Origin of the sequence: Enhydrobacter sp. (assembly GCA_025808875.1) — a bacterium.
Taxonomy (GTDB): Bacteria; Pseudomonadota; Alphaproteobacteria; order Reyranellales; family Reyranellaceae; genus Reyranella.
The window spans coordinates 1850085-1872744 of sequence record CP075528.1; the positions used below are offsets into that span (position 1 = coordinate 1850085).

General features: G+C 69.0%; 18 protein-coding genes. 15 read left to right on the forward strand and 3 right to left on the reverse strand.

Going from position 1 to position 22660, the window contains the following annotated elements; all coding sequences use genetic code 11:
- Nucleotides 1–16 precede the first annotated feature (16 nt).
- Nucleotides 17–907, reverse strand: coding sequence for a LysR family transcriptional regulator (locus tag KIT25_09285; GenBank protein UYN97101.1), 891 nt, complete (start codon nt 905–907; stop codon nt 17–19).
- Nucleotides 908–955: 48 nt separating this feature from the next.
- Between KIT25_09285 and KIT25_09290 the strand changes: the two genes are divergently transcribed.
- From KIT25_09290 to KIT25_09315, 6 genes are all read left to right on the forward strand, one after another.
- Entirely contained in the window at nt 956–2110 is a 1155-nt protein-coding gene (locus KIT25_09290) for a 2-aminoethylphosphonate--pyruvate transaminase (protein UYN97102.1), read from the forward strand.
- Nucleotides 2111–2120: 10 nt separating this feature from the next.
- Nucleotides 2121–3371 carry a phosphonoacetate hydrolase gene (phnA, locus tag KIT25_09295; GenBank protein ID UYN97103.1) on the forward strand — a complete coding sequence of 417 codons (1251 nt, stop codon included), beginning with the start codon at nt 2121–2123 and terminating at the stop codon, nt 3369–3371.
- Between the two features lie 9 nt (nt 3372–3380).
- Nucleotides 3381–4835: a phosphonoacetaldehyde dehydrogenase gene (gene phnY, locus KIT25_09300; GenBank protein UYN97104.1), complete on the forward strand. Its 1455-nt coding sequence runs from the start codon at nt 3381–3383 to the stop codon at nt 4833–4835.
- Nucleotides 4836–4910: 75 nt separating this feature from the next.
- Nucleotides 4911–5735 (forward strand): isocitrate lyase/phosphoenolpyruvate mutase family protein, encoded by an 825-nt coding sequence (locus KIT25_09305; GenBank protein ID UYN97105.1) that lies wholly within the window; start codon nt 4911–4913, stop codon nt 5733–5735.
- A 43-nt stretch (nt 5736–5778) separates the two neighbouring features.
- Nucleotides 5779–7260, forward strand: a complete 1482-nt coding sequence (locus tag KIT25_09310; protein ID UYN97106.1) for an NAD(P)/FAD-dependent oxidoreductase — start codon at nt 5779–5781, stop codon at nt 7258–7260.
- The gene (locus KIT25_09315) at nt 7257–7988 is read left to right on the forward strand and encodes a sel1 repeat family protein (GenBank protein UYN97107.1); all 732 of its coding nucleotides are present in this window, start codon (nt 7257–7259) and stop codon (nt 7986–7988) included. Before KIT25_09310 ends, KIT25_09315 begins: the two co-directional genes overlap by 4 nt.
- Here the strand turns inward: KIT25_09315 and KIT25_09320 are convergent, their stop codons facing one another.
- Nucleotides 7989–8444 carry an ester cyclase gene (locus KIT25_09320; GenBank protein ID UYN97108.1) on the reverse strand — a complete coding sequence of 152 codons (456 nt, stop codon included), beginning with the start codon at nt 8442–8444 and terminating at the stop codon, nt 7989–7991.
- A 48-nt stretch (nt 8445–8492) separates the two neighbouring features.
- Between KIT25_09320 and KIT25_09325 the strand changes: the two genes are divergently transcribed.
- The 9 genes from KIT25_09325 to speB all read left to right on the forward strand — a co-directional run bounded on the left by KIT25_09325 (nt 8493) and on the right by speB (nt 20592).
- Nucleotides 8493–8969 (forward strand): MarR family transcriptional regulator, encoded by a 477-nt coding sequence (locus tag KIT25_09325; GenBank protein ID UYN97109.1) that lies wholly within the window; start codon nt 8493–8495, stop codon nt 8967–8969.
- A gap of 59 nt (nt 8970–9028) precedes the next feature.
- Nucleotides 9029–10063 carry a putative 2-aminoethylphosphonate ABC transporter substrate-binding protein gene (locus KIT25_09330; protein UYN97110.1) on the forward strand — a complete coding sequence of 345 codons (1035 nt, stop codon included), beginning with the start codon at nt 9029–9031 and terminating at the stop codon, nt 10061–10063.
- A 12-nt stretch (nt 10064–10075) separates the two neighbouring features.
- Nucleotides 10076–11134: a putative 2-aminoethylphosphonate ABC transporter ATP-binding protein gene (locus KIT25_09335; GenBank protein UYN97111.1), complete on the forward strand. Its 1059-nt coding sequence runs from the start codon at nt 10076–10078 to the stop codon at nt 11132–11134.
- A gap of 23 nt (nt 11135–11157) precedes the next feature.
- Nucleotides 11158–12792 (forward strand): putative 2-aminoethylphosphonate ABC transporter permease subunit, encoded by a 1635-nt coding sequence (locus tag KIT25_09340; protein UYN97876.1) that lies wholly within the window; start codon nt 11158–11160, stop codon nt 12790–12792.
- Nucleotides 12789–14858 carry a hydantoinase/oxoprolinase family protein gene (locus tag KIT25_09345; GenBank protein UYN97112.1) on the forward strand — a complete coding sequence of 690 codons (2070 nt, stop codon included), beginning with the start codon at nt 12789–12791 and terminating at the stop codon, nt 14856–14858. The genes KIT25_09340 and KIT25_09345 overlap by 4 nt, the downstream gene beginning before the upstream one ends.
- Nucleotides 14859–15003: 145 nt before the next feature.
- Nucleotides 15004–16638 (forward strand): hydantoinase B/oxoprolinase family protein, encoded by a 1635-nt coding sequence (locus KIT25_09350; protein ID UYN97113.1) that lies wholly within the window; start codon nt 15004–15006, stop codon nt 16636–16638.
- Nucleotides 16639–16775: 137 nt separating this feature from the next.
- The gene (locus KIT25_09355) at nt 16776–17939 is read left to right on the forward strand and encodes an FAD-binding oxidoreductase (GenBank protein ID UYN97114.1); all 1164 of its coding nucleotides are present in this window, start codon (nt 16776–16778) and stop codon (nt 17937–17939) included.
- Nucleotides 17940–18052: 113 nt separating this feature from the next.
- Nucleotides 18053–19390, forward strand: coding sequence for an aminotransferase class III-fold pyridoxal phosphate-dependent enzyme (locus KIT25_09360; GenBank protein UYN97115.1), 1338 nt, complete (start codon nt 18053–18055; stop codon nt 19388–19390).
- A 224-nt stretch (nt 19391–19614) separates the two neighbouring features.
- The gene (gene speB / locus KIT25_09365; protein ID UYN97116.1) at nt 19615–20592 is read left to right on the forward strand and encodes an agmatinase; all 978 of its coding nucleotides are present in this window, start codon (nt 19615–19617) and stop codon (nt 20590–20592) included.
- 890 nt (nt 20593–21482) lie between these two features.
- On the opposite strand, the gene KIT25_09370 is transcribed toward speB, so the two are convergent.
- Complete coding sequence (locus tag KIT25_09370) at nt 21483–22628, reverse strand: iron-containing alcohol dehydrogenase (GenBank protein UYN97117.1); 1146 nt, start codon at nt 22626–22628, stop codon at nt 21483–21485.
- Between the last annotated feature and the right edge of the window lie 32 nt (nt 22629–22660).

The following is a 22660-nucleotide window of genomic DNA, read 5'->3' on the forward strand; positions in this document are numbered from 1 at the left end:
TTTCTTTACGGTTTTGTTACCTGGCGAGGCGCATCGCCTCGTCCATGAAGGCACGAACGAGCGCGACGCGGCGACGTTCCTGCAGGCAGACCGCGTATTCGGCCACAGCGAGGTCACGGTCGGAAACGACCACCCGGCGCAGCCGCCGATCGGGCGCCAGCTCGCTCTCGAACACCGCCCCGATGCCGAAGCCGGCGGCCACCGCCTCGCTCACGCCTTCGCGGGTCTGCACCTCGATGATCGCGCGCGGGCGGATATTGGCGGCGGCCATGGCCTGTTCGACCACTTCGCGGGTGATCGAGCCGCGCTCGCGCAGCACCAGGTCCTGCTCGGCCAGCGCGGCGAGCTGGACTCGCCCGCGACGGCCGAACGGATGGCTGGAGGGCGCGAACAGCACGACGCGGTCGCGGCGCAGGCGAAGGGCGTGCAGGCGTGGGTCGGAGACGCTGCGTGCCATCACCGCCACGTCGGCCTCGTGGCGCAGCAGCCGCTCCAGCACCGTCGCGGAATTGTCGATCGACAGCGCGAAGGTGAGTTCGCCCGCGCGCCGTCGCAGCGCCGCCATGATGGGGACGGCGTGGTGCGCCGAATCGGCGGCAATGCGCAGGTGGCCGCGCGTCAGGCTCTGCTCGCCGGCCAGCAGCGCGCGCGCTTCCTGCTCGGCGGTGAACAGGCGCGTGCTGACGAGCTGCAGTTGCCGGCCGGTCTCGGTCGGCGTGACGGAGCGGCCGCGCCGGTCGAACAGGCGCACGCCATAGGCTCTCTCGAGCGCCGTCACCTGGCCCGACAGGTTGGGCTGGCTCAGCCCCGAGGCGCGCGCCGCGGCCGAGAAGGAACCCGATTCGGCGACGAGGTGGAAGGCACGGAGCTGGCTGGGCGTCATATAAATTAAACCGATAAGTGACATATGGATTATATACTGGACGGATAGGGAATGCGAACCGATCATCCCGCCATGCCGACGACCAAGCCTGCCGTCTCCGAAACCGGCGATCCGCTGCTGCTGACGCCCGGACCGCTCACCACCTCGGCCGCCGTGAAGCAGGCCATGGTGCACGACTGGGGCTCGCGCGATGCCGGGTTCCTGCACATCAACCGGATGGTGCTCGACCGTATCGTCGAACTGGCCGGCGGCCAGGGCACGCACGTCACGGTTCCCGTGCAGGGCTCGGGCACCTTCGCCGTCGAGGCGATGATCACGAGCTTTGTGCCGCGGACGGGCAAGCTCGCGGTGCTGATCAACGGCGCCTACGGCCAGCGCGCGCGCCGGATCGCCGGGATCGCCGGCCGGGCCGTGGCCGTCCTGGAGACGCCGGAGGACACGCCGCCCGACCTGGCGCGGCTCGACGCGCTGCTGGCGGGCGATCCCGCCATCGGCCATGTCTTCGCCGTCCATTGCGAGACGACGTCGGGCATCCTCAATCCCATCCGCGAGATCGCCGACCTGGTGGCACGGCACGGCCGGCGCCTGCTCGTCGATTCGATGTCGGCCTTCGGCGCGCTCGAGATCGACGCACGCACGGTGCGGTACGACGCTCTGGCGGCGTCCTCCAACAAGTGCCTCGAAGGCGTGCCCGGCCTCGCGTTCGTCGTCTGCCGCAGCGAGGCGCTGGCGGCCTGCAAGGGCAATGCGACGACCCTGGTGCTCGACCTGCACGATCAGGCCGAGAATTTCGCCCGGACCGGCCAGTACCGCTTCACGCCGCCCATCCATGTCATCGTGGCGCTCGGCAAGGCGATCGAGGAGCATGCGGCGGAGGGCGGCGTCGCCGGCCGCGGCGCCCGCTATCGCGAGAACGCCCGGGTGCTGATCGACGGCATGCGCGCCATGGGCTTCCGCACGCTCCTGGCCGACCGCCTGCAGGCACCGATCATCGTCACCTTCCACATGCCGACCGATCCCAGGTTCGTCTTCCAGCGTTTCTATGACGGGCTCAAGGATCGCGGCTATGTGATCTACCCGGGCAAGTTGACGGTGGCCGATTCCTTCCGTATGGGATGCATCGGCCGCCTCCATCCGGACCACATGAGGGGCGCGCTGGGCGCGGTGCGCGACGTGCTCGACGAGATGCGGGTCAGCAACGGCGGCCCCGCGCTGGCGGCCGAGTAGGGAGGACGGGATGGCTCCTGACAGCGTCAACCGCGTCGGCGAGGTGACGGTCAACGGCCGGGTCTATCGCCTGCCGTCGCGCCCGACGGTCGTGGTCTGCATCGACGGCTCCGAGCCCGGCTACATCGAGCGTGCGATCCAGGCCGGCCGCACGCCGTGGTTCGCCAAGGTGACGGCCACTGGCACGAATCTCCTCGCCGAGTGCGTGGTGCCGTCCTTCACCAACCCCAACAACCTCTCGATCGTCACCGGACGGCCGCCGTCGGTGCACGGCATCTGCGGCAACTACTTCCTCGATCCGGACACCGGCAAGGAAGTGATGATGAACGATCCGAAGTTCCTGCGGGTCGAGACGCTCTTCCCCGCCTTCCAGCGCGCCGGCTGCCGGATCGCCGTGGTGACGGCCAAGGACAAGCTGCGCGGATTGCTCGGCAAGGGCCTGGTGCTGGCGCCCGGCAAGGCCTGCAGCTTCTCCTCGGAGAAGTCCGACAAGGCGACGCTGGCCGACAACGGTATCGACAAGGTGAACGAGTTGGTCGGCCTGCCCGCCCCCGACGTCTACAGCGCCGGCCTGTCGGAGTTCGTTTTCGCGGCGGGCGTCAGGCTGGTGGAGCGCGACCGGCCGGACATCGTGTATCTCTCGACCACCGACTACATCCAGCACAAGCACGCTCCCGGAACGCCCGTGGCGAACGACTTCTACGCCATGATGGACGGCTACATGGCGAAACTCGAGGCGCTCGGCTGCACCATCGTGCTCACCGCCGACCACGGCATGAACGCCAAGCACGACGGCGCGGGCAAGCCGGACGTGATCTACCTGCAGGATCTCTTCGACAGGTGGCAGGGGCGCGACAAGGCGCGGGTCATCCTGCCGATCACCGATCCCTATGTCGTGCACCACGGCGCGCTCGGCTCGTTCGCCGTCGTCTATTGCGAGGACGCGGCCGCGATGGCGGTGAAGCTGCAGGCGCTGCCCGGCATCGAGATGGCGTTGCTGCGCGACGAGGCCGCCGCGGTGTTCGAACTGCCGGCCGACCGGCTGGGCGATGTGATCGTGGTGTCGACCCGGCACAAGGTGCTCGGCACCTCCGCGGCGCGGCACGATCTCTCGGGCCTCACCGAGCCGCTGCGCAGCCATGGCGGCGTGTCGGAACAGAAGGTGCCGCTGATCTGCAACCGCAAGCTGGCGGCCGAGCCTGGCCGTCGGCGGTGGCGCAATTTCGACGCCTTCGACCTCGCCCTCAATCTCGTCGCCTGAGAGACCGCCATGGACACGATCGCCCGCCCGCAGAGCGAAGTCCGGCACGAGGCCCTGCGCATCGCCGGCCGCAAGGTGCAGACCGGCGCGAGCCTCGACGTGCGCTTTCCCTGGGACAACCGCCTGGTCGGCACGGTGCCGCGGGCCACGCCCGAGCTGGTGGCCGAGGCCTTCCGGATCGCGCACGACTACAAGCCGAAGCTGACGCGCTATCAGCGCCAGAAGATCCTGCTGCGGACGGCCGAGCTGCTGGTCGCCCGCAAGGAGGAGCTGTCGCGCCTGATCACGCTCGAATCGGGCCTGTGCCTGAAGGACTCGCTCTACGAGGTCGGCCGCGCCTACGACGTCTTCACCTTCGCCGGCCAGCTCTGTCTGCTCGATGACGGCCAGACCTTCTCCTGCGACCTCACCCCGCACGGCAAGCCGCGCAAGATCTTCACCCTGCGCCAGCCGTTGAACGCGATCTCGGCGATCACGCCGTTCAACCATCCGCTCAACATGGTGGCGCACAAGCTGGCGCCGGCCTTCGCCACCAACAACTGCGTGGTGCTGAAGCCGACCGAGCTGACGCCGCTCACGGCGCTGTTCCTCGCCGACACGCTCTACGAGGCCGGCTTGCCGCCCGAGATGCTGTCGGTCGTCACCGGCAACCCGTCGGATATCGGCGACGCCATGATCGTCGACCCGCGCGCCGACCTCGTCACCTTCACGGGCTCGGTGCGGGTCGGCAAGTACATCGCCGAGAAGGCGGGCTACAAGCGCATCGTGCTCGAACTCGGCGGCAACGACCCGCTGATCGTCATGGAGGATGCCGACCTCGACAAGGCGGCGGATCTGGCCGTGGCGGGTGCCACCAAGAACTCCGGCCAGCGCTGCACGGCGGTGAAGCGCATCCTCGTCGTCGACAAGGTGGCCGACGGCTTCGTCGAGCGCGTCGTCGCGAGGGCGCGAAAGCTCAGTGCCGGCGATCCGCTCGATCCGGAGACCGATGTCGGCACGGTGATCCACGAGCGCGCCGCGACGCTCTTCCAGAACCGGGTCGACGAGGCGGTGGCGAAGCACGGCGCCAGGCTGCTGCACGGCAACGACCGGCGCGGTGCGCTGTTTCCCCCCACGGTCGTCGACCATGTCGATCCCGCCTGCGAACTGGTGCGCGAGGAGACGTTCGGTCCGGCGATCCCCATCATCCGCGTGCGCGACATCGATCACGCGATTCAGGTCAGCAACGGCACGGCCTATGGCCTGTCCTCCGGCGTCTGCACCGACCGGCTGGACTACATCACGCGTTTCGTCGACGAGCTGCAGGTCGGTACAGTGAACGTCTGGGAAGTGCCGGGCTACCGCATCGAGATGTCGCCCTTCGGCGGCATCAAGGATTCCGGCCTCGGCTACAAGGAAGGCGTGCTGGAGGCGATGAAGAGCTTCACCAACGTGAAGACCTGGTCGCTGCCCTGGCCCGGCTAGGCGTCGCGTCCGAATTCCGCGAGCGTCGCGAGGGCGGAGTGGGCTAGTCTCGCGGCCCAAGCGAGGAGACCCACCATGACCGTGAGCCAGACCGACAAGGCAAGGAAGCTGCGCGCGCTGCACGAGGCGCCGGGCGCGTTCGTCATTCCCAACCCGTGGGACGCGGGCTCCGCGCGCGTGCTCGAGGGGCTGGGGTTCGAGGCGCTCGCCACGTCGAGCGGCGCCAAGGCCGGCGTGCTCGGCAGGCGCGACGGCAAGGTGAGCCGCGAGGAGGGCATCGCCAACGCCCGGCTGATCGCCGGCGCGGTCGACATCCCGGTGATCGGCGACCTCGAGAAGGGTTACGGCGATACGCCCGAGGACGCCGCCGAGACCATCCGGCAGGCGGCGGCGGCCGGCCTGGTCGGCGGCTCGATCGAGGACGCCACCGGCAATCCGGCGGCGCCCTTGTTCGACATCGAGGCGCAGGTGGCACGGGTGAAGGCGGCGTCGCAGGCGGCCAAGGCGCTGCCCTTCGCCTTCGTGCTGACGGCGCGTGCCGAGGGATTTCTGCGCGGCAAGCCCGACCTCGACGACGTCATCAGGCGCCTGCAGGCGTTCGAGGCGGCGGGCGCCGACGTTCTGTTCGCGCCGGGTCTGCCCGACCTCGCCGCGGTGAAGAAGGTCACCGGCTCGCTGAAGAAGCCGTTCAATTTCATGGTCGGCATCAAGGGCAAGTCCTTCTCCAGATCCGAGCTCGAGGCGGCGGGCGTGAAGCGGATCAGCCTCGCCACTTCGCTCTATCGGGCCGCCATGACCGGGCTTCTCGAGGCCGCGAAGGAAGTGAAGGACAAGGGGACCTTCACCTACCTCGACCGCTCGATCCCGACGCCCGAGCTGAACGCCTTCATGAAGGAATAGAAGGCGAGTTGCGCGGCCGGGACGGATCGGCCATCAACCGGCCATGGATACCCATTCCGTCGTCGTTCCGGAGGCACGCCCGGCCATCGAGCACTTCGATGTGGTGATCGTCGGCGCCGGCCTGTCGGGCATCGACGCTGCATGGCATCTGCAGAAGAAGTGTCCGGGCAAGAGCTACGTCATCCTGGAGCGGCGCGAGGCGAGCGGCGGGACCTGGGACCTGTTCCGCTATCCCGGCGTGCGCTCGGACTCCGACATGTACACGCTCGGCTACCGCTTCCGTCCGTGGAAGGAGGCCAAGGCGATCGCCGACGGCCCGGCGATCCTGAAGTACATCCGCGAGGTTGCGAGCGATCACGGCATCGACCGCAGGATCCGCTACAATCAGAAGGTCGTCGCCGCCGCGTGGTCGACGCCCGACGCGCGCTGGACGGTCGAGACCGAGGCGGGCAGCCGCTTCACCTGCAACTTCCTGTGGATGTGCGGCTACTATTCCTACGACGCGGGCTACCTGCCGGCGTTTCCCGGCATCGACCGCTTCGAGGGCCGCGTCGTCCATCCGCAGAACTGGACCGACGACATCGACTGGGCGGGCAAGCGCGTGGTCGTGATCGGCAGCGGCGCGACGGCGGTGACGCTGGTGCCGTCGATGGCGCACACCGCCGAGCACGTCACCATGCTGCAGCGCTCGCCGACCTACATGGTGACGCGGCCGGCGCGCGATCCCATCGCCGATCGGCTCCGCCGGCGGCTGCCGATCGGACTCGCCTACTGGGCGACGCGCTGGAAGAACGTGCTGCTCGGCATGTATTTCTACCAGATGTGCAAGCGCCAGCCGGAGAAGGTGAAGCGCCTGCTGCTCGGCGGCGTGCGCCACATGCTCGGGCGGGACTACGACATCGGCACGCATTTCACGCCGCGCTACAATCCCTGGGACCAGCGGCTCTGCCTGGTGCCGGACGCCGACTTCTTCCGCGCCATCCGCCGCGGCAAGGTGACGATCGTCACCGACCATGTCGAGACCTTCACCGAAGCGGGCATCCGGCTGAAGTCGGGCGCCGAGCTGCCGGCCGACCTGGTCGTGACGGCGACCGGGCTGGTGCTGGTGCCGCTCGGCGGCGCCCGGCTGACGGTCGACGGCCGCCGGGTCGAGCCGCGCGAGACCTTCATCTACAAGGGCATGATGTACTCGGGCGTGCCGAACCTCGCCTCGGTGTTCGGCTATACCAACGCCTCGTGGACGCTGAAGGCCGATCTGGTGTGCGAGTATGTCTGCCGCCTGCTCAATCACATGGACCGCAAGGGACTGCGCCAGTGCACGCCGCGCAACAACGACCCCACGCTCCAGGAGGAGCCTTGGGTCAACTTCTCGTCGGGCTACATCCAGCGCGCCCTACCGCACCAGCCCAAGCAGGGCTCGCGCCGGCCGTGGAAGCTCTACCAGAACTACGTGCTCGACCTGCTCAGCCTGCGTTACGGCTCGGTGCGCGACGGCGCGATGGTGTTTTCCAACCCGGCAAGATGACGAAGGCGACGGTCCTCGCACTGCTCGTGGGCGTGCTGGTGGGCCTGCTGGTGGCGGGCCGGTCGGAGGCGCAGGATGTCGGCGCCGGAATCGATGCCTACAACAGGGGCGACGTCTCCGCGGCATTCGCTCTGCTGAAATCGGTGGCCGACGCCGGCGATTCCGATGCGCAGGTCAATCTCGGCTATCTCTACGCCCGTGGCCATGGCGTGAAGCAGGACCAGCAGGAGGCGATGCGGCTCTACCTGCTGTCGGCCCGGCAGGGCAACGCCGAGGGAATGAACGCCGTGGGGTTCAAGTACCGGTATGGCACCGGCGTTGAAATCGACTTGCCGCGGGCCGTGCACTGGTTCTGTCGCGCCGCGCTGTCGGGCGACCCGCGTGGCCTCAACAATCTGGCGATCATGTACTACGAAGGCCAGGGCGTGGTGCGCGACCTCGGCGAGGCGCGCGCGCTGTGGCGTCAGGCGGCCGAGCGCGGCAACCCCAATGCCATGTTCAATCTCGGCAGGTCGCTGTACCGCGAGCCGCCGACCGACCCGGATCGAGGCGCCAGGCTGTTGATCGAAGCGGCAGAGGCCGGCCATGCCGGCGCGCAGCAGATCGTCCGGCAACTCGGCTACCGGGGCAGCCTGCCGCCGGCGATCGACACCGGCCTCGACATGCGCCGCGCCTTGCGCGACCAGCCACCGGGCAAGGTCCGCGACTGCGGCTTCTTCGCCTCCTGATCAGGCCACCGCACGGTAGGCCAGTTCGCCCAGCACCGGCAGCGGATCGGTACCGATCTGGCGCAACAGCGAGGCGAGGTCGTAGTGGAAGCGCTCACCCGACATCAGGCCGTCACGGAAGCTCAGCACCACCACGAAAGGCTGCACGATGGCACGGCCGGTCGGCTCGATGCCGAGGAAGCGCCCGACATGCCGGCCGTGCCACGTCGCCTCCGCCAGGTAGCCGTCGGCCGACCACACGGCCTGTTGCCCGGGCCCGCGCTTCACCTCGACGTCGAACGTGCTCCACCATTGCCGGTAGTGGGCCGCCGCGCCGTCGTGGCCGTGCCAGGTCTGGCCGGTTGCCAGATCGTCGAAGCGGCAATCGGGGTGGAGCGTGGCCAGCGTGCCGGGCAGGTCGTGGGCGTTCTCGGCCTTGAGGTGCCGCATCACCAGCTGCGCAACATCGTTGTCCATGGCGGGGTTCCTATGATATTCGAACTCTGATAACTTAGACGTCCTGCCATGACCCGCAAGCCCCCAACCCGCATTCCCCGACCCGGCGAGGGCAAGCGGGGACCCGAAGGCCATCTCGGCTATTTGGTGCGGCAGGCCAATGTCGCTGTGCGCGGCGCCATGGACCGGGCGCTCGGCGATCTCGGCGTTACCTCGCCGCAGTTCGCGGTACTGACCATGATCGCCGCCTATCCCGGAATCTCGGGCGCCGACCTCGCGCGACTCACCTTCCTGACGCCGCAGACCATCAACGTCATCGTCGGCAACCTCGAGAAGGCCGGGGCCGTGGCGAAATCGGCCCATGCCGAGCATGGCCGCATCCTCCAGCTCGCCGCGACGACGCGCGGCCGGGCCCTGCTCGGGCGCTGCCGGGCGAGGGTCATGGCCGTCGAGGACCGGCTGGCCGGCCTGGCCGGCCGCGACGAGGAAAGGGCGGTGCGGCGCTGGCTGAGCGCCGTGGCCGAGAAGTTGGGGGCCAAGGGCTGACGTCACTTGTCCGTCATGGGCCGCGTGTTAAGGTTTCGCGGGGCAACCATGGGGGTAGCATGAGCATCGGCAGGATCATCCGGCGCGCCGTTCTGGCAGGCGTCGCGGCAATCGCATTCGGCACGCCGGCAATGGCGCAGAAGACCAGGCTGACGGTCTACACGGCGCTGGAGAACGACCAGCTCGATCCCTTCAAGAAGGCGTTCGAGGCCGACAACCCGACCATCGAGATCGCCTGGGTGCGCGATTCGACGGGCGTGATGACCGCCAAGCTGATCGCCGAGAAGGACAATCCGCGCGCCGACATCATCTGGGGCCTCGCCGCCTCGAGCACGGCGCTGTTCGCCACCATGGGCATGCTCGAGCCCTACACGCCGGTCGGCGCCGACAAGCTGCGCCCGGCCTTCCGCAGCGGCAAGACGCCGGACACCTGGGTCGGCATGGACGCCTATCTCTCGCTGGTCTGCTTCAACACGGCGGAAGGCAAGAAGGCGGGCAAGCCGGTGCCGACGAGCTGGGCCGACCTGATCAAGCCCGACTACCGCAACTCCATCGTCATGCCCAACCCCGCCTCGTCGGGCACTGGCTATCTCACGGTCGCGGCCTGGCTGCAGATCATGGGCGAGGACGCCGGCTGGAAGTACATGGACGCGCTGCATCAGAACATCGCGCAGTACATCCATTCGGGTTCGGCGCCCTGCGTGCAGGCCGCCAAGGGCGAGCGCCTGATCGGCATCGGGCTCGACATGCGCGGCGCCTCCGAGAAGACCAAGGGCGCGCCGCTCGACCTCATCGTGCCCAAGGAGGGCCTGGGCTGGGAGCTCGAGGCGACGGCCATCGTCAAGGGCACCAAGAACCTCGCCGCCGCCAAGAAGCTCGCCGACTGGGCGGTCACGCAGAAGGCCAACGAGCTCTATGCCAAGACCTACGCGGTGGTCGCGCTGCCCGGCGTGAAGGCGGCGCCGGCGAACTATCCGACCAACGTCGAGGCCTCCATGATCAAGAACGACATGGAATGGATGGCCAAGAACCGCGAGCGCATCCTCGCGGAATGGACCAAGCGCTACGACGGAAAGTCGGCGCCGAAGCGCTGACGCGCTGCCGGCGTGTCGTACCTCGAAGTCCGCAACCTCTCGAAGCGCTTCGGCGACTTCATCGCCCTCCGCGACGTCTCGCTCGACGTCGCGGAGGGTGAGTTCGTCTGCTTCCTCGGGCCGTCGGGCTGCGGCAAGACCACCCTGCTGCGCGCCATCGCCGGCCTCGATCCGCAGAGCTCCGGGACGATCCGCCAGAAGGGGCGGGACATCTCGGCGCTGCCGCCGGCGCAGCGCGACTTCGGCATCGTCTTCCAGTCCTACGCGCTGTTTCCCAACCTGACCGTCGCCGATAATGTCGGCTACGGGCTGGTGAGCCGGCGCCTGCGCCGCGCCGACATCGCGCGGCGCGTCGACGAGCTGCTGGCGCTGGTCGGCCTGCCCGAGTCGGGGCCGAAATATCCCGCGCAGCTCTCGGGCGGCCAGCAGCAGCGCGTGGCGCTCGCCCGCGCGCTCGCCACCTCGCCCGGACTGCTGCTGCTCGACGAGCCCCTGTCGGCGCTCGACGCGCGCGTGCGGCTCAGGCTGCGTCACGAGATCAAGGCGCTGCAGCGCCGCCTCGGCGTCACCACCATCATGGTCACGCACGACCAGGAGGAGGCGCTGACCATGGCCGACCGCATCGTGGTGATGAACCACGGCGTGATCGAGCAGGTCGGCGCGCCGCAGGAGATCTACCGCCGGCCGGCCACCGCCTTCGTCGCCGACTTCGTCGGCTCGATGAACTTCCTGCCCGGCACGCTGGCCGCACCCGACAAGGTCGCGGTCGGCGGCGTGACGCTCGACTGCCCGCGCCAGGACGGGCTGGCGCCGGGCAACAAGATCAATCTCTGCATCCGGCCGGAGGACGTGCGGGTGCGCGACCTGCCGGCCGATGCGGTGAACCGGCTCGCCGTCGAGGTGGCGGGACTGGATTTCGTCGGCGCCTTCTGCCGCGCCACGCTGCGGGCGGGCGAGGTCGGGCTGGTCGCCGACTTCTCCAGCAACCTCGTGCGCGACCTCGGAGTCGAGCAGGGGCGGCGCATGCAGATCGCCCTGCCGCCGGACCGCCTGAGGGTCTTCGCCGCGTGACATTGTCCCGCGACGACTGGTCGATGCGCGCCGGCGTGCTGGCCGTCGTGCTGGCCCTGCTGGTCATGGTCGGCCTGCCGCTGTGGGCGCTGCTGGTCAAGGGCTTCGAGGACCGCGACGGCAACTTCGTCGGCCTGGCCAACTACGCGAGCTATTTCTCGACGCCCGCGCTCGTCCATTCGGCGCTGAACAGCTTCCATGTCGCGGCGGTCGCGACGCTGATCGTCGTGCCGCTCGCCTTCCTCTACGCCTTTGCACTGACCCGCGCCGTGCTGCCACTGCGCTGGCTGTTCCAGGGCATCTCGCTGATCCCGATCTTCGCGCCGTCGCTGCTGCCGGGCCTGGCGCTGATCTATCTCTTCGGCACGCAGGGCATCTTCAAGGGCTGGATGGGCGACGGCCAGATCTACGGCTTTGACGGCATCCTCATCGCCCAGGTCTTCTACTGCTTCCCGCACGCCGTCCTGATCCTGACGACGGCGCTCGCCACCGCCGACGCGCGGCTCTACGAGGCGGCCGACGCGCTGGGCGCCTCGAAGCTGCGCACCTTCCTCACGGTGACCCTGCCCGGCGCCAAGTACGGGCTGATCAGCTCGGCGCTGGTCGTGTTCACCCTGGTCATCACCGATTTCGGCATCGCCAAGGTGATCGGCGGCAATTTCAACGTGCTGGCGACCGACGTCTACAAGCAGGTGATCGGCCAGCAGAACTTCTCGATGGGCGCCGTGGTCGGCATGGTGCTGCTGCTGCCGGCGGCGCTGGCCTTCTGCGTCGACCGCCTGGTGCAGCGCAAGCAGGTGGCGCTGCTGACGGCGCGCGCCGTGCCGCTGGTGCCGCGGCCCAAGCCCGGCCGCGACGCCTTCTTCACCATCTTCTGCGCCGTCGTCGCCGCCGGCATCCTGGCGATTCTCGGCATGGCGGCGTGGGGCTCGCTGATCAAGTACTGGCCGTACAACCTCGGGCTGACGCTCGACAACTACGACTTCGCCAAGGTCGACGCCAACGGCTGGGACTCCTACTACAATTCGCTGCGCATGGCGCTGGGTGCGGCGCTGTTCGGCACGGTGGCGATCTTCCTCGGCGCCTGGCTGAACGAGAAGACGCGCGGTTTCGGCGCGGTGCGCGGGCTGCTGCAGTTCTTCGCCTTCCTGCCGATGGCGATCCCCGGCCTCGTGCTGGGGCTCGGCTACATCTTCTTCTTCAACGCGCCGGGCAATCCGCTCAACTTCCTCTACGCCACCATGGCGATCCTGGTGGTCAACACGGTGGCGCACTTCTACACCGTCGGTCATCTCACCGCGACGACCGCCCTGAAGCAGATCGATCCGGAGTTCGAGGCGGTCTCGGCCTCGCTCAAGGTCTCGGTCTGGCGTACGCTCGGCCGGGTCACCGCGCCGATCTGCCTGCCCGCCATCCTCGACATCGCGATCTATCTCTTCGTCAACGCCATGACCACCGTGTCGTCCGTCATTTTCCTCTATTCGTCCGACACCAAGCTCGCCTCGGTGGCGGCGGTGAACATCGAGGAGGCGGGCATGACCGCCGCCGCGGCCGCGCTCTGCATGGTGATCGTCGTCACCTCGGCCGGCGTGAAGGCGCTGCACCTGATCGCCGACCGCTTCCTGCTCGGGCGCCTGCAGGCCTGGCGGCGGCGATGAGCGGCGGTGCCGCGCGTTGGCGCGTCGGCGTCGATTCGGGCGGCACTTTCACCGACATCTGCCTGTTCGACGGGCAGGCCGGCCGGATCGAAGTGTGGAAGGTGCCGTCGACGCCGGACGATCCGTCGCGCGCCATCGCCGACGGCATCGAGCAGGGCCTGCGGCGGGTCGGCGCGGATGCCGCGGCGGTCGTCTATTTCGGCCACGGCACGACGGTCGCGACCAACGCCCTGATCCAGCATCGTGGCGTCAGGACCGGCCTCGTCACCACCGACGGCTTCCGCGACCTGCTGGAGATCGGCCGGCAGAAGCGGCCCGACCTTTACGACCTTCAGGCCGACAAACCGCCGACCCTGGTGCCGCGCGACCTGCGGTTCGAAGTGCCCGAGCGCGTGCGCCACACCGGCGAGGTCGAGACGCCGCTCGACGAGGCGGCGGTGCGCGAGGCGGCGCGCGCGCTGAAGGCGGCGGGCGTGGCGGCCGTCGCCGTGTCGTTTCTCTACGGCTTCGTCCGGCCCGACCATGAGCGGCGCGCGGTCGAGATCCTGCGCGAGGAGTTGCCCGATGCCTTCGTCTCGGCCGGCCACGAGATCGCGCCCGAGTTCCGCGAGTATGAGCGGCTCTCCACCGTGGTGCTGAACGCCTATCTCGGGCCGGTGATGCATGCCTATCTCGGCCGGCTCGGGCCGCGCCTGCGCGGGCTCGGCATGACGGCGACCCCGCACCTCACGCAGTCCAACGGCGGTGTCATCGGCTTTGCGGCCGCCGCCGCCCTGCCGGTGCGCACCGTGCTCTCGGGGCCGTCGACCGGCGTGGTCGGCGCGCAGGCGATCGGCCGGCTGGCGGGCGTCGCGGACCTCATCACCTTCGACATGGGCGGCACCTCGACCGACGTGGCGCTGCTGCAGGGCGGGCGCTGCCGTCTGGCGGGCGAGGCGACGGTGCACGGCTACCCGATCAAGGCGCCGATGCTCGACATCCACACCGTCGGCGCCGGCGGCGGCTCGATCGCCCACGTCGACGCCGGCGGCCTGCTCAAGGTCGGTCCGCGCTCCTGCGGCGCCGATCCCGGCCCGGTGTGCTACGGCCGCGGCAACGACGAGCCGGCCGTCACCGACGCCAACGTCGTGCTCGGCACGCTCAACCCGGAGCACCTGCTGGGCGGGCGCATGGCGATCCGCCGCGAGCTCGCCGAGGCGGCGATCCGCCGCCTCGGCGAACGACTGCGGCTCGGCCCGATGGAGACGGCACAGGGCATCGTTTCCGTCGTCACCGCCAACATGGCGCGCGCCATCCGGGTCATCTCCGTGCAGCGCGGCCACGATCCACGCGATTACGCGCTGATGGCGTTCGGCGGCGCGGGTCCGCTGCACGCCGCGCGGCTGGCGCGCGAGCTCGAGATGCGCCGCGTGCTGGTGCCGGCCAGTCCGGGCATCCTGTGCGCCATGGGCCTGCTGCTCACCGACCTGCGGGCCGATTTTGCGCATTCGAGGCTGCTGCCCGCGACCGACGACTCGGCCAGTGCGGTGGCCAACGGCTTCGCCGCGCTCTCTGCACGGGCCGAGGGTTGGTTCGCCCAGGAAGGCATCGCGCCGGCCGACCGGCGCCTGACACGCACCGTCGACATGCGCTACCACGGCCAGAACTACGAGCTTGCCGTCGCTGTGCCCGACGGCCCCATCACCGCGGAAACCGTGCGCGCTCTCGCCGGGCGCTTTGCCGAGGCGCATCGCCAGCGCTACGGCTTCGCCGACGAGGCGGCATCGGTGCAGGTCATCACCCTGCGGCTCGAGGCCGTCGGCGTCGTGCGCAAGGCCGAGCTGCCGTCGCACCCCGAGACCGGGCCGGACGCCTCGGCGGCGATCGCGGGGCGGCGCCGGGTGTGGCTGCCCGAAGCGCGCGACGTCGTCGACACGCCGGTCTACGATCGCGCGCGGCTGCGTCCGGGCAACCGCTTCGACGGCCCCGCCATCGTCGAGCAGATGGACGCCACGACCCTGGTGCCGCCCGGCCTGACCGCGCGCGTCGACCGCTGGTTCAACCTGATCCTGGAGGCGTCTCCGTGAGCACATTCATCTCTCCTCCCTGCGCGCAGCGCGGGGAGGTGCCCGCGAAGCGGGTGGAGGGGCCATGGGCATCATCGGGACTCATGACCCCTCCGTCACCGTATGACGGCGACACCTTCCCTCGTAAGACGAGGGGAGGCGAGTCATGACCAACCTCGATCCCATCACCGTCGAGGTGATCGGCGCGGCGCTGGGCTCGATCGTCGAGGAGACGGGCGAAACGCTGATCCGCGCCTCGCACTCGACCAACATCAAGGAGCGACGCGACTGCTCGACGGCGCTCTTCAACGCCGCCGGCGAGACGCTCTGCCAGGCCGAGCACATCCCCATCCATCTCGGCAGCTTCCTCGATCTCGTGCCGCACATCCTGCGGCGCTATCCGAGCCAGGACATAAGGCCGGGCGACGTCTTCATCGGCAACGATGCCTACGAGGGCGGCGGCACGCACCTGCCCGACATCGTGCTGGCCGAGCCCATCTTCGTCGATGGCACCTTGGTCGCCTGGACGGTGAACCTCGCCCACCACGCCGACTTCGTCGACCGTGCCCACGCCCACATCTACCAGGAGGGGCTGCGCATCCCGCCGGTGCGGCTGTGGCGCGGCGGCGAGCTGCAGCAGGACGTGCAGGACCTGATCCTGCTCAATTGCCAGGTGCCGGACGAGCGGCTCGCCGACCTGCGCGCTCAGCGCGCCGCCAACAGGGTCGGCGTGCAGCGCTTCCAGGGCCTCTGCGAAAAGTACGGCGCGCCGACCGTGCTGGGCGCCGGCGAGGCGCTGATGGACTACGCCGAGCGCAAGATGCGGGCCGCCATCGCCGCCATCCCCGACGGCACCTGGCGCTTCGCCGACACGTTCGACTGCTCGGAGTTCGCCGCCGACCTGCCGCTTGGCGTCGAGGTGACGGTGAAGGGCGATGCCCTGTCGCTCGCCTTCGACGCGCCCGAACAGGTGCGCGCCGGCCTCAACATGACCCATACCGCGCTGCTCGCCACCGCCTACTACGTGGTGAAGTCGGTGCTCGATCCCTCGATCCCGCCCAACGCCGGCCTGGCGCGGCCGCTCCGCGTCAGCGCGCCCAAGGGCAGCATCCTGAACTGCGTCGCGCCCGCCGCCGTGAACGGTCGCGTGCAGACCTGCCAGCGCGTCGCCGACCTGGTGCTGGGCGCATTGGCGCAGGCGGTGCCCGAGCGCGTCATGGCCTGCTCGAACTCGGCCTGCACCGTGGCCTATTTCATCGGCAAGCGGCCAGACGATGGCTCCGGCGACGCCTCGACCTGGGTCTATCTCGAGACCATCGGCGGCGGCAGCGGCGCGCGCGCGACGAAGGACGGGCTGGACGGCGTGCACGTCCACACCACCAACACGTCGAACCTGCCGGTCGAGGCGCTCGAAGTCGAGTATCCGCTCACCGTGGCGCGCTACGAGCTGGTCGCCGATTCGGGCGGCGTCGGCCGCTTCCGCGGCGGCATGGCGCTGCGCCGCGTCTACCGGGCGGTGGACGAATGCCGCGTGCGCGTCGATCTCAGCCGCCAGCGCTCGCAGAGCTGGGGCCTGTTCGGCGGCGGCGCCGGCGCGCACGGCCGGCTGGAGTGCGGCCCCGGCGTGACCTTCGACGGCGACAGCGCCGTCCTGCAGCCCGGCCAGTGGTTCGCCCTGGTGACGCCCGGCGCCGGCGGCTACGGCCCGCCCGCCGCGCGCGATCCCGCCGCCATCGCCCGCGACCTCGCCGAAGGCGCGATCAGCGCCGACACGGCGCGCGAGGCCTACGGCAAGGCATGAATCTTCGCTGGGGGCGCACCACTCCAGTGGCGCGCCCCCAGCAATGAGTTTGTTCGCGTCATGCGCCACCTGAACTCGTGGCAGTATCTCGATGATGATTCTACGTGGCTCGAAGTTTGACGTGAAAGGCCGATCGGATGAGTGAAAGCGTAGCCGTCGCCATCATCGGCGGCGGCGTTATGGGATCGTCGATCGCCTGGCATCTCAAGCGCGATCCGAATTTCACGGGCCGCGTCGTCGTGGTCGAGCGCGATCCGACTTATGCGCGGGCGTCGTCGGCGCTGTCGGCGAGCTCGATCCGCCAGCAGTTCTCGACGGCGCTCAACATCCATCTGTCGCGCTACGGCATCGGCTTCCTGCGAAAGGCGCGCGAGCTGCTCGACGTCGATCTCGGGCTGAAGGAGCCGGGCTATCTGTTCCTCGCCTCGCCGCAGGGCGAGAAGGTGCTGCGCGCCAACCACGCCATCCAGAAGGGCGAGGGCTGCGCGGTCGAGCTGCTCGCTCCCGACGCGCTTCGCCAGCGCTTCTCCTGGATCTCGACGTCAGGCCTGGCGCTCGCCTCGCACGGCGTCGCCAACGAGGGCTGGTTCGACGGGCCGGCGCTGATGCAGGCCTTCCGCCGCAAGGCGCGCGAGCTGGGCGCCGAGTACGTCGCCGACGAGGTCGTGAAGCTGGAAGAGGGCGCCGTCACGCTGAAGTCCGGCGGCAGGCTCGCCGCGCGCACCATCGTGGTCGCCGCCGGCCCGTGGTCGGGCGAGGTGGCGGCGACGGCCGGCATCGCGCTGCCGGTCGAGCCGCGCCGGCGCTCGGTGTTCGTCTTCGATGTGCGCGAGCCGCCGGGCCCCCTTTCCCGGAGTTTGGCACCGCTCACCATCGATCCGTCGGGCGTGTGGTTCCGGCCCGAAGGCCGGTTCTACATCGGCGGCACGACGCCGGCCGAGGGCAACGACCCGCCCGACGCGCCGCTCGAGGTGCAGCACCCCGAATGGGACGACATGGTGTGGCCGGTGCTGGCCGGGCGCGTACCGGCGTTCGAGGCGGCCAAGGTCGTGAATGCGTGGGCCGGCTACTACGAGTACAACACCTTCGACCAGAACGGCATCGTCGGCCGCCATCCGGAAATTGACAGCCTGATCTTCGCCACCGGCTTCTCCGGGCACGGCATCCAGCAATCGCCCGCCGTCGGCCGCGCCGTCGCCGAGCTGATCATGCACGGGGAGTACCGGAGCCTGAATCTTTCTCCGTTCGGTTATGAACGGATTTCTGCCGGCCGCCCTATCCGTGAGCTGAACGTGGTGTGATACCATCTGTCATCCTGAGCGAAGCGAAGGACCTCACGCACGCACCAAAGAACGCCGCTGGGGCTGACGCGAGATCCTTCGCTGCGCTCAGGATGACAAGGTAGGAGCGTACCGTGCCCGACTCGCCGCTGGTCAATTCGGATCTGCAATCCGCGCTCGCCGAGGCGCGGCAGGCCTATGTCGACCGCAACCCCAGGAGCCTCGCGCGCCACAACGAGGCCTGCGCGGCGATGCCGGGCGGCAACACGCGCACCACCCTGCACAACGGCCCGTTTCCGCTCACCGTGGTGCGCGGCGAGGGCTGCCGGCTGTGGGACGCCGACGGCCACGAGTACATCGACGTGCTGGGCGAATACACCGCCGGCATCTACGGCCACTCCCATCCGGTGATCCGCGCCGCCATCGACAAGGCGCTGGACCACGGCTGGAACTATGCCGGCCGCAACGAGCACGAGGGCACGCTCGCCAGGCTGATCGCCTCGCGCATCCCCTCGATCGAGCTGGTGCGCTTCACCAACTCGGGCACCGAGGGCAACGTCATGGCGCTGGCCGGCGCCCGCGTCTTCGCCCAGCGCAGCGGCCGGTCCAAAGCGACCAAGGTCATGGTGTTCCACGGCGGCTACCACGGCGGCGTGCTCTATTTCGTCTCCGGCGGCTCGCCGGTGAACATGCCCTACGAATACGTCGTGGCGCCCTACAACGACGTCGAGGGCACGCGCGCGCTGCTGGCGAAGCACGGCGAGGAGATATTCGCCGTCCTGCTCGAGCCGATGCAGGGCAGCCACGGCTGCCTGCCCGGCGATCCGGCGTTCCTGAAGATGGTGCGCGAGGAGACCCGGGCGCGCGGCATCACCATGATCTTCGACGAGGTCATGACCTCGCGCCTCTCGCCCGGCGGCTTGCAGCAGAAGCTCGGCGTCATCCCCGACATGACCACGCTCGGCAAATATATCGGCGGCGGCATGTCGTTCGGCGCCTTCGGCGGCCGGCGCGACATCATGGAGCTGTTCGATCCGACCAAACCGGATTCGCTGCCGCACGCCGGCACCTTCAACAACAACGTGCTGACCATGGCGGCCGGCGTCGCGGGCTACGGCGAGATCTACACACCCGCGGCGGCCGAGGCGCTGAACGCCAGGGGAGAGAAGATCCGCGAGCGGCTGAACGCGATCTGCCGCAAGGCGGGCGTCGCCTTCCAGTTCTCCGGCATCGGCTCGATGATGACGGCGCATGCCACGACGCGGCCGATCCGCACGGCGGCCGACATCGCCACCTCGAACCAGGACGCCAAGGAGCTGTTCTTCTTCGACATGTCCGCGGCCGGCATCTGGATCGCCCGCCGCGGCTTCGTCGCCCTGAACATCATGATCGGCGACGGCGAGGGCAACCGCTTCGTCGCCGCCGTCGAGGAGTTTGTCGCAGCCCGAAAGGCCCTGTTGCAGCCGCAATGAATGCCTATCTCATGTCTTGTCGTCCTGAGCGCAGCGAAGGACCTAGCAGAACGACCAGCGGCTCTGGGGCCAATGTGAGATCCTTCGCTGCGCTCAGGATGACAAGGGAGAGCCACCATGAGTTCCTACCTCTGTCGTCCTGAGCGGAGCGAAGGACCTAACGGAGCGACCAGCGGCTCTGGGGCCAATGTGAGATCCTTCGCTGCGCTCAGGACGACAAGAAGATGAACGACTCCTCTCCCATGAGCTTCCCGCAGCCCGTCTCCGGCACGGTGACGCCGCGCTTCGGCGACGTGGCGACCTTCATGCGCCTGCCGCTGTTCAGGAATCCGGCCGACGTCGAGATCGGCATGGTCGGCGTGCCGTGGGACGGCGGCACCACCAACCGCCCGGGCGCGCGCCACGGCCCGCGCCAGATGCGCGACCTCTCGACCATGATGCGGCGCATCCATCACGTGACCGGCGTGGCGCCCTACGAACTGGCGCGCTGCGGCGATCTCGGCGACGCGCCGGTCAACCCGGCGAGCGTCGACGATTCGCTGGAGCGGATCGAGCGGCACTTCGCCAAGATTCACGCCGCCGGCGCCGTGCCCTTGTCGGCCGGCGGCGACCACCTGATCACGCTGCCCATCATGCGGGCGATCGCCAAAGGCGGCGCGCTCGGCATGGTGCATTTCGACGCCCACAGCGACACCTGGGACACCTATTTCGGCGGCTACAAATACACCCACGGCACGCCGTTCCGCCGCGCCGTCGAGGAGGGGCTGCTCGATCCCAGGCGCACGGTGCAGATCGGCATCAGGGGCTCGCTCTACAAGCGCGACGACAACGACTGGGCGCGCGAGCAGGGCATGCGGGTGATCACCATCGAGGAATATTTCGACCTCGGCGTCGACAAGGTGATCGCCGAGGCGCGCCGCGTCGTCGGCGACGGCCCGGCCTATGTCAGCTTCGACGTCGACGGCCTCGACCCGGCCTACGCGCCCGGCACCGGCACGCCCGAGATCGGCGGCTACACCCCGCACGAGGCCCAGCGCATGCTGCGCGGCCTCAGGGGGCTGAACCTGGTCGGCGGCGATGTCGTCGAGGTCTCGCCGCCGTTCGACCAGAGCGGCAACACCGCCTTGGTCGGCGTCACCATGATGTGGGAGATCCTCTGCCTGCTCGCCGAATGCGTCGGCAAGAAGAAGGGGCGAGTTTAGCGGGGCCTCATCATGTGATTGGCGCCGAGTAGCTTTACATTCGCGCTGCTGTTATCCGTCCGCCTATACATTTGGGTATCTCTGCGCGGAAGGCGTCTAACTGAACCGCTCCCATGCCGACTGGCGGGTGATCCCGAGCGCGGCGCCGATCTGCGCCCAGCTCACCTCGCGTGCCCGCAGGATGTCGACCACGCTCTGCAGCTGGCCGCCCTTGCCCTGGATCGTCTCCTCGATCGGCGCCAGGCGCTTGAGCAGGTCAGGTTTTCCTGACTGTCAGGCAAGTCCTGACGATGCGCGGGTCAATACGTTAGCGGTGGACAAAGGCCGTACAATACTGTATGTTCTGACCATACGGTTTGGAGGGTAGCGTATGCCGAACCAGGCAGCCGGGCCTCTGGCAATCGTGACGCGTCGGGCGGAGAGGGTTTCTGCACTCCCTGCATTTTCCGCACCTGCCTCTTGTTTCGCGAGGACTCTCCCACAGCGGTCGCGACGGGGCTCTTGCGAAAAGTCCGAAAGTCGAATTTCCGCAATTCGCGCAATTTCCGCAGACGGGATTGATCCCGCGAGCGGGTCTTCTCGGGCGGCGGGGATGATTTTTGGCATTTTTGGCATTTTTGGCAGGCACTTCATGTTTCGCGAGGTGCCCATGGTCTGCCCACGCACGCGGCCTTTGTCGGAAACGCGGCTATGCGGAAATTCGATTGTCGATGCCCTCCGTCCGCACCGGCACCGACGTGGAGTGTCCCACATCTGGAATCGGCTCACATTTTTTCCCATTGTTCTGATGGACGGGTCACAACATCTGGGCGCGCGACGGCGCGACGACCGGGCCTGCAAGGCTCGGCTTCTGTCGGAAATACGGATGTGCGGAAATTCGACTTTCCGAGTTACGCCGCCAGCTCGAGGATCTCCCTCACCTGCGCCGGGCCGTCGATCGGGCGCGGGTTGCGTGGCACCCAGGGCGTGCCCATGGCCTGCGTGGCGATGCGCTCGAAATGCTCCCGGCCGACCTTCACCTCGCCGAGGCTGCGCGGCATGCCGAGGCCGCGGATGAACGTGTCGAGCACGTCGCCCGCCTCCTTGCCGGGCTGGCCCATGGCGGCGGCGATGCGCGCCTGGCGCTCGGCGTTGGCCGGTTTGTTCCAGCGCATCACCGAGGGCAGCATGATGCAGCTCGTGTGGCCGTGCGGGATGTCGAACACCGCGCCCAGCACGTAGCCGATACCGTGGCTGGCGCCCATCGGCACGCCGGCGACCAGCGGCGCCATGGAGAGCCAGGCGCCGAGCTGGCAGTCGAGCCGCGCGTCCATGTCGGCCGGATCGGCCTTCACCCGGGCGAGCCCGCGCGTCAGCAGCGCGAGCCCGTGCAGGGCGGAGGCGTCGCCGTAGTCGGTCGCCTCGTTGGAGCAGATGCCCTCGACGCAGTGGTCGACGGCGCGGATGCCGGTCGAGAGCCAGAGCCACATCGGCGTGTGGCGCGTCACGACGGGATCGAGCACGACCGCCTGCGGCACGATGTCGGGATGGCGGAACAGCTCCTTCACCCTGGTGCGCTCGTCGGTGACGCCCGCGATCGGCGAGAACTCGCCGGCCGACAGCGTGGTCGGGATCGAGATCTGCCGCACCGTCGAGCCCTTCACCGGATGGGGTGCGCGCACCTTGTCCATGTCGTCGGCGTTGCGGATGTCGTTGGCGAGGCAGAGCTGGACCGCCTTCGCCCCGTCGGTGATCGAGCCGCCGCCCAGGGTGACGATCAGGTCGGCTCTGGCCGCACGCGCCTGCTCGGCCGCGGCGATCACCGCCTTGCGCGGCGTGTGCGGCGGCATGCTGGCGAAGGTGCCGACGCACTTGTTGCCGAGGGCGCGGCGCAGCTTCTCGATCTCGTCGGTCTCGCGGTCGAGCGTGCCCGACACCATCAGGAACACGCGGCTGGCGCCGTAGCGGCCGACCAATTCGGCCGCCGCCTCGGCGGCGGGCCGGCCGTAGATCACCTCGTCCATCTTGCTGAAGACGGCGCGTCCTGCCTTGGTCATGCATTCCTCCCGAATTTGCCGGCAGCTTGGCC

Excerpts from the sequence above, each read along its gene's own strand:
- KIT25_09285 (UYN97101.1), bottom strand. The coding sequence starts at position 907 with ATGTCACTTATCGGTTTAATTTATATGACGCCCAGCCAGCTCCGTGCC.
- KIT25_09370 (UYN97117.1), bottom strand. The coding sequence starts at position 22,628 with ATGACCAAGGCAGGACGCGCCGTCTTCAGCAAGATGGACGAGGTGATC.
- KIT25_09305 (UYN97105.1), top strand. The coding sequence starts at position 4,911 with ATGACCGTGAGCCAGACCGACAAGGCAAGGAAGCTGCGCGCGCTGCAC.
- phnA (UYN97103.1), top strand. The coding sequence starts at position 2,121 with ATGGCTCCTGACAGCGTCAACCGCGTCGGCGAGGTGACGGTCAACGGC.
- KIT25_09320 (UYN97108.1), bottom strand. The coding sequence starts at position 8,444 with ATGGACAACGATGTTGCGCAGCTGGTGATGCGGCACCTCAAGGCCGAG.
- KIT25_09355 (UYN97114.1), top strand. The coding sequence starts at position 16,776 with ATGAGTGAAAGCGTAGCCGTCGCCATCATCGGCGGCGGCGTTATGGGA.
- KIT25_09290 (UYN97102.1), top strand. The coding sequence starts at position 956 with ATGCCGACGACCAAGCCTGCCGTCTCCGAAACCGGCGATCCGCTGCTG.
- KIT25_09310 (UYN97106.1), top strand. The coding sequence starts at position 5,779 with ATGGATACCCATTCCGTCGTCGTTCCGGAGGCACGCCCGGCCATCGAG.
- KIT25_09315 (UYN97107.1), top strand. The coding sequence starts at position 7,257 with ATGACGAAGGCGACGGTCCTCGCACTGCTCGTGGGCGTGCTGGTGGGC.
- phnY (UYN97104.1), top strand. The coding sequence starts at position 3,381 with ATGGACACGATCGCCCGCCCGCAGAGCGAAGTCCGGCACGAGGCCCTG.
- KIT25_09330 (UYN97110.1), top strand. The coding sequence starts at position 9,029 with ATGAGCATCGGCAGGATCATCCGGCGCGCCGTTCTGGCAGGCGTCGCG.
- KIT25_09325 (UYN97109.1), top strand. The coding sequence starts at position 8,493 with ATGACCCGCAAGCCCCCAACCCGCATTCCCCGACCCGGCGAGGGCAAG.
- speB (UYN97116.1), top strand. The coding sequence starts at position 19,615 with ATGAACGACTCCTCTCCCATGAGCTTCCCGCAGCCCGTCTCCGGCACG.
- KIT25_09340 (UYN97876.1), top strand. The coding sequence starts at position 11,158 with ATGCGCGCCGGCGTGCTGGCCGTCGTGCTGGCCCTGCTGGTCATGGTC.
- KIT25_09345 (UYN97112.1), top strand. The coding sequence starts at position 12,789 with ATGAGCGGCGGTGCCGCGCGTTGGCGCGTCGGCGTCGATTCGGGCGGC.
- KIT25_09350 (UYN97113.1), top strand. The coding sequence starts at position 15,004 with ATGACCAACCTCGATCCCATCACCGTCGAGGTGATCGGCGCGGCGCTG.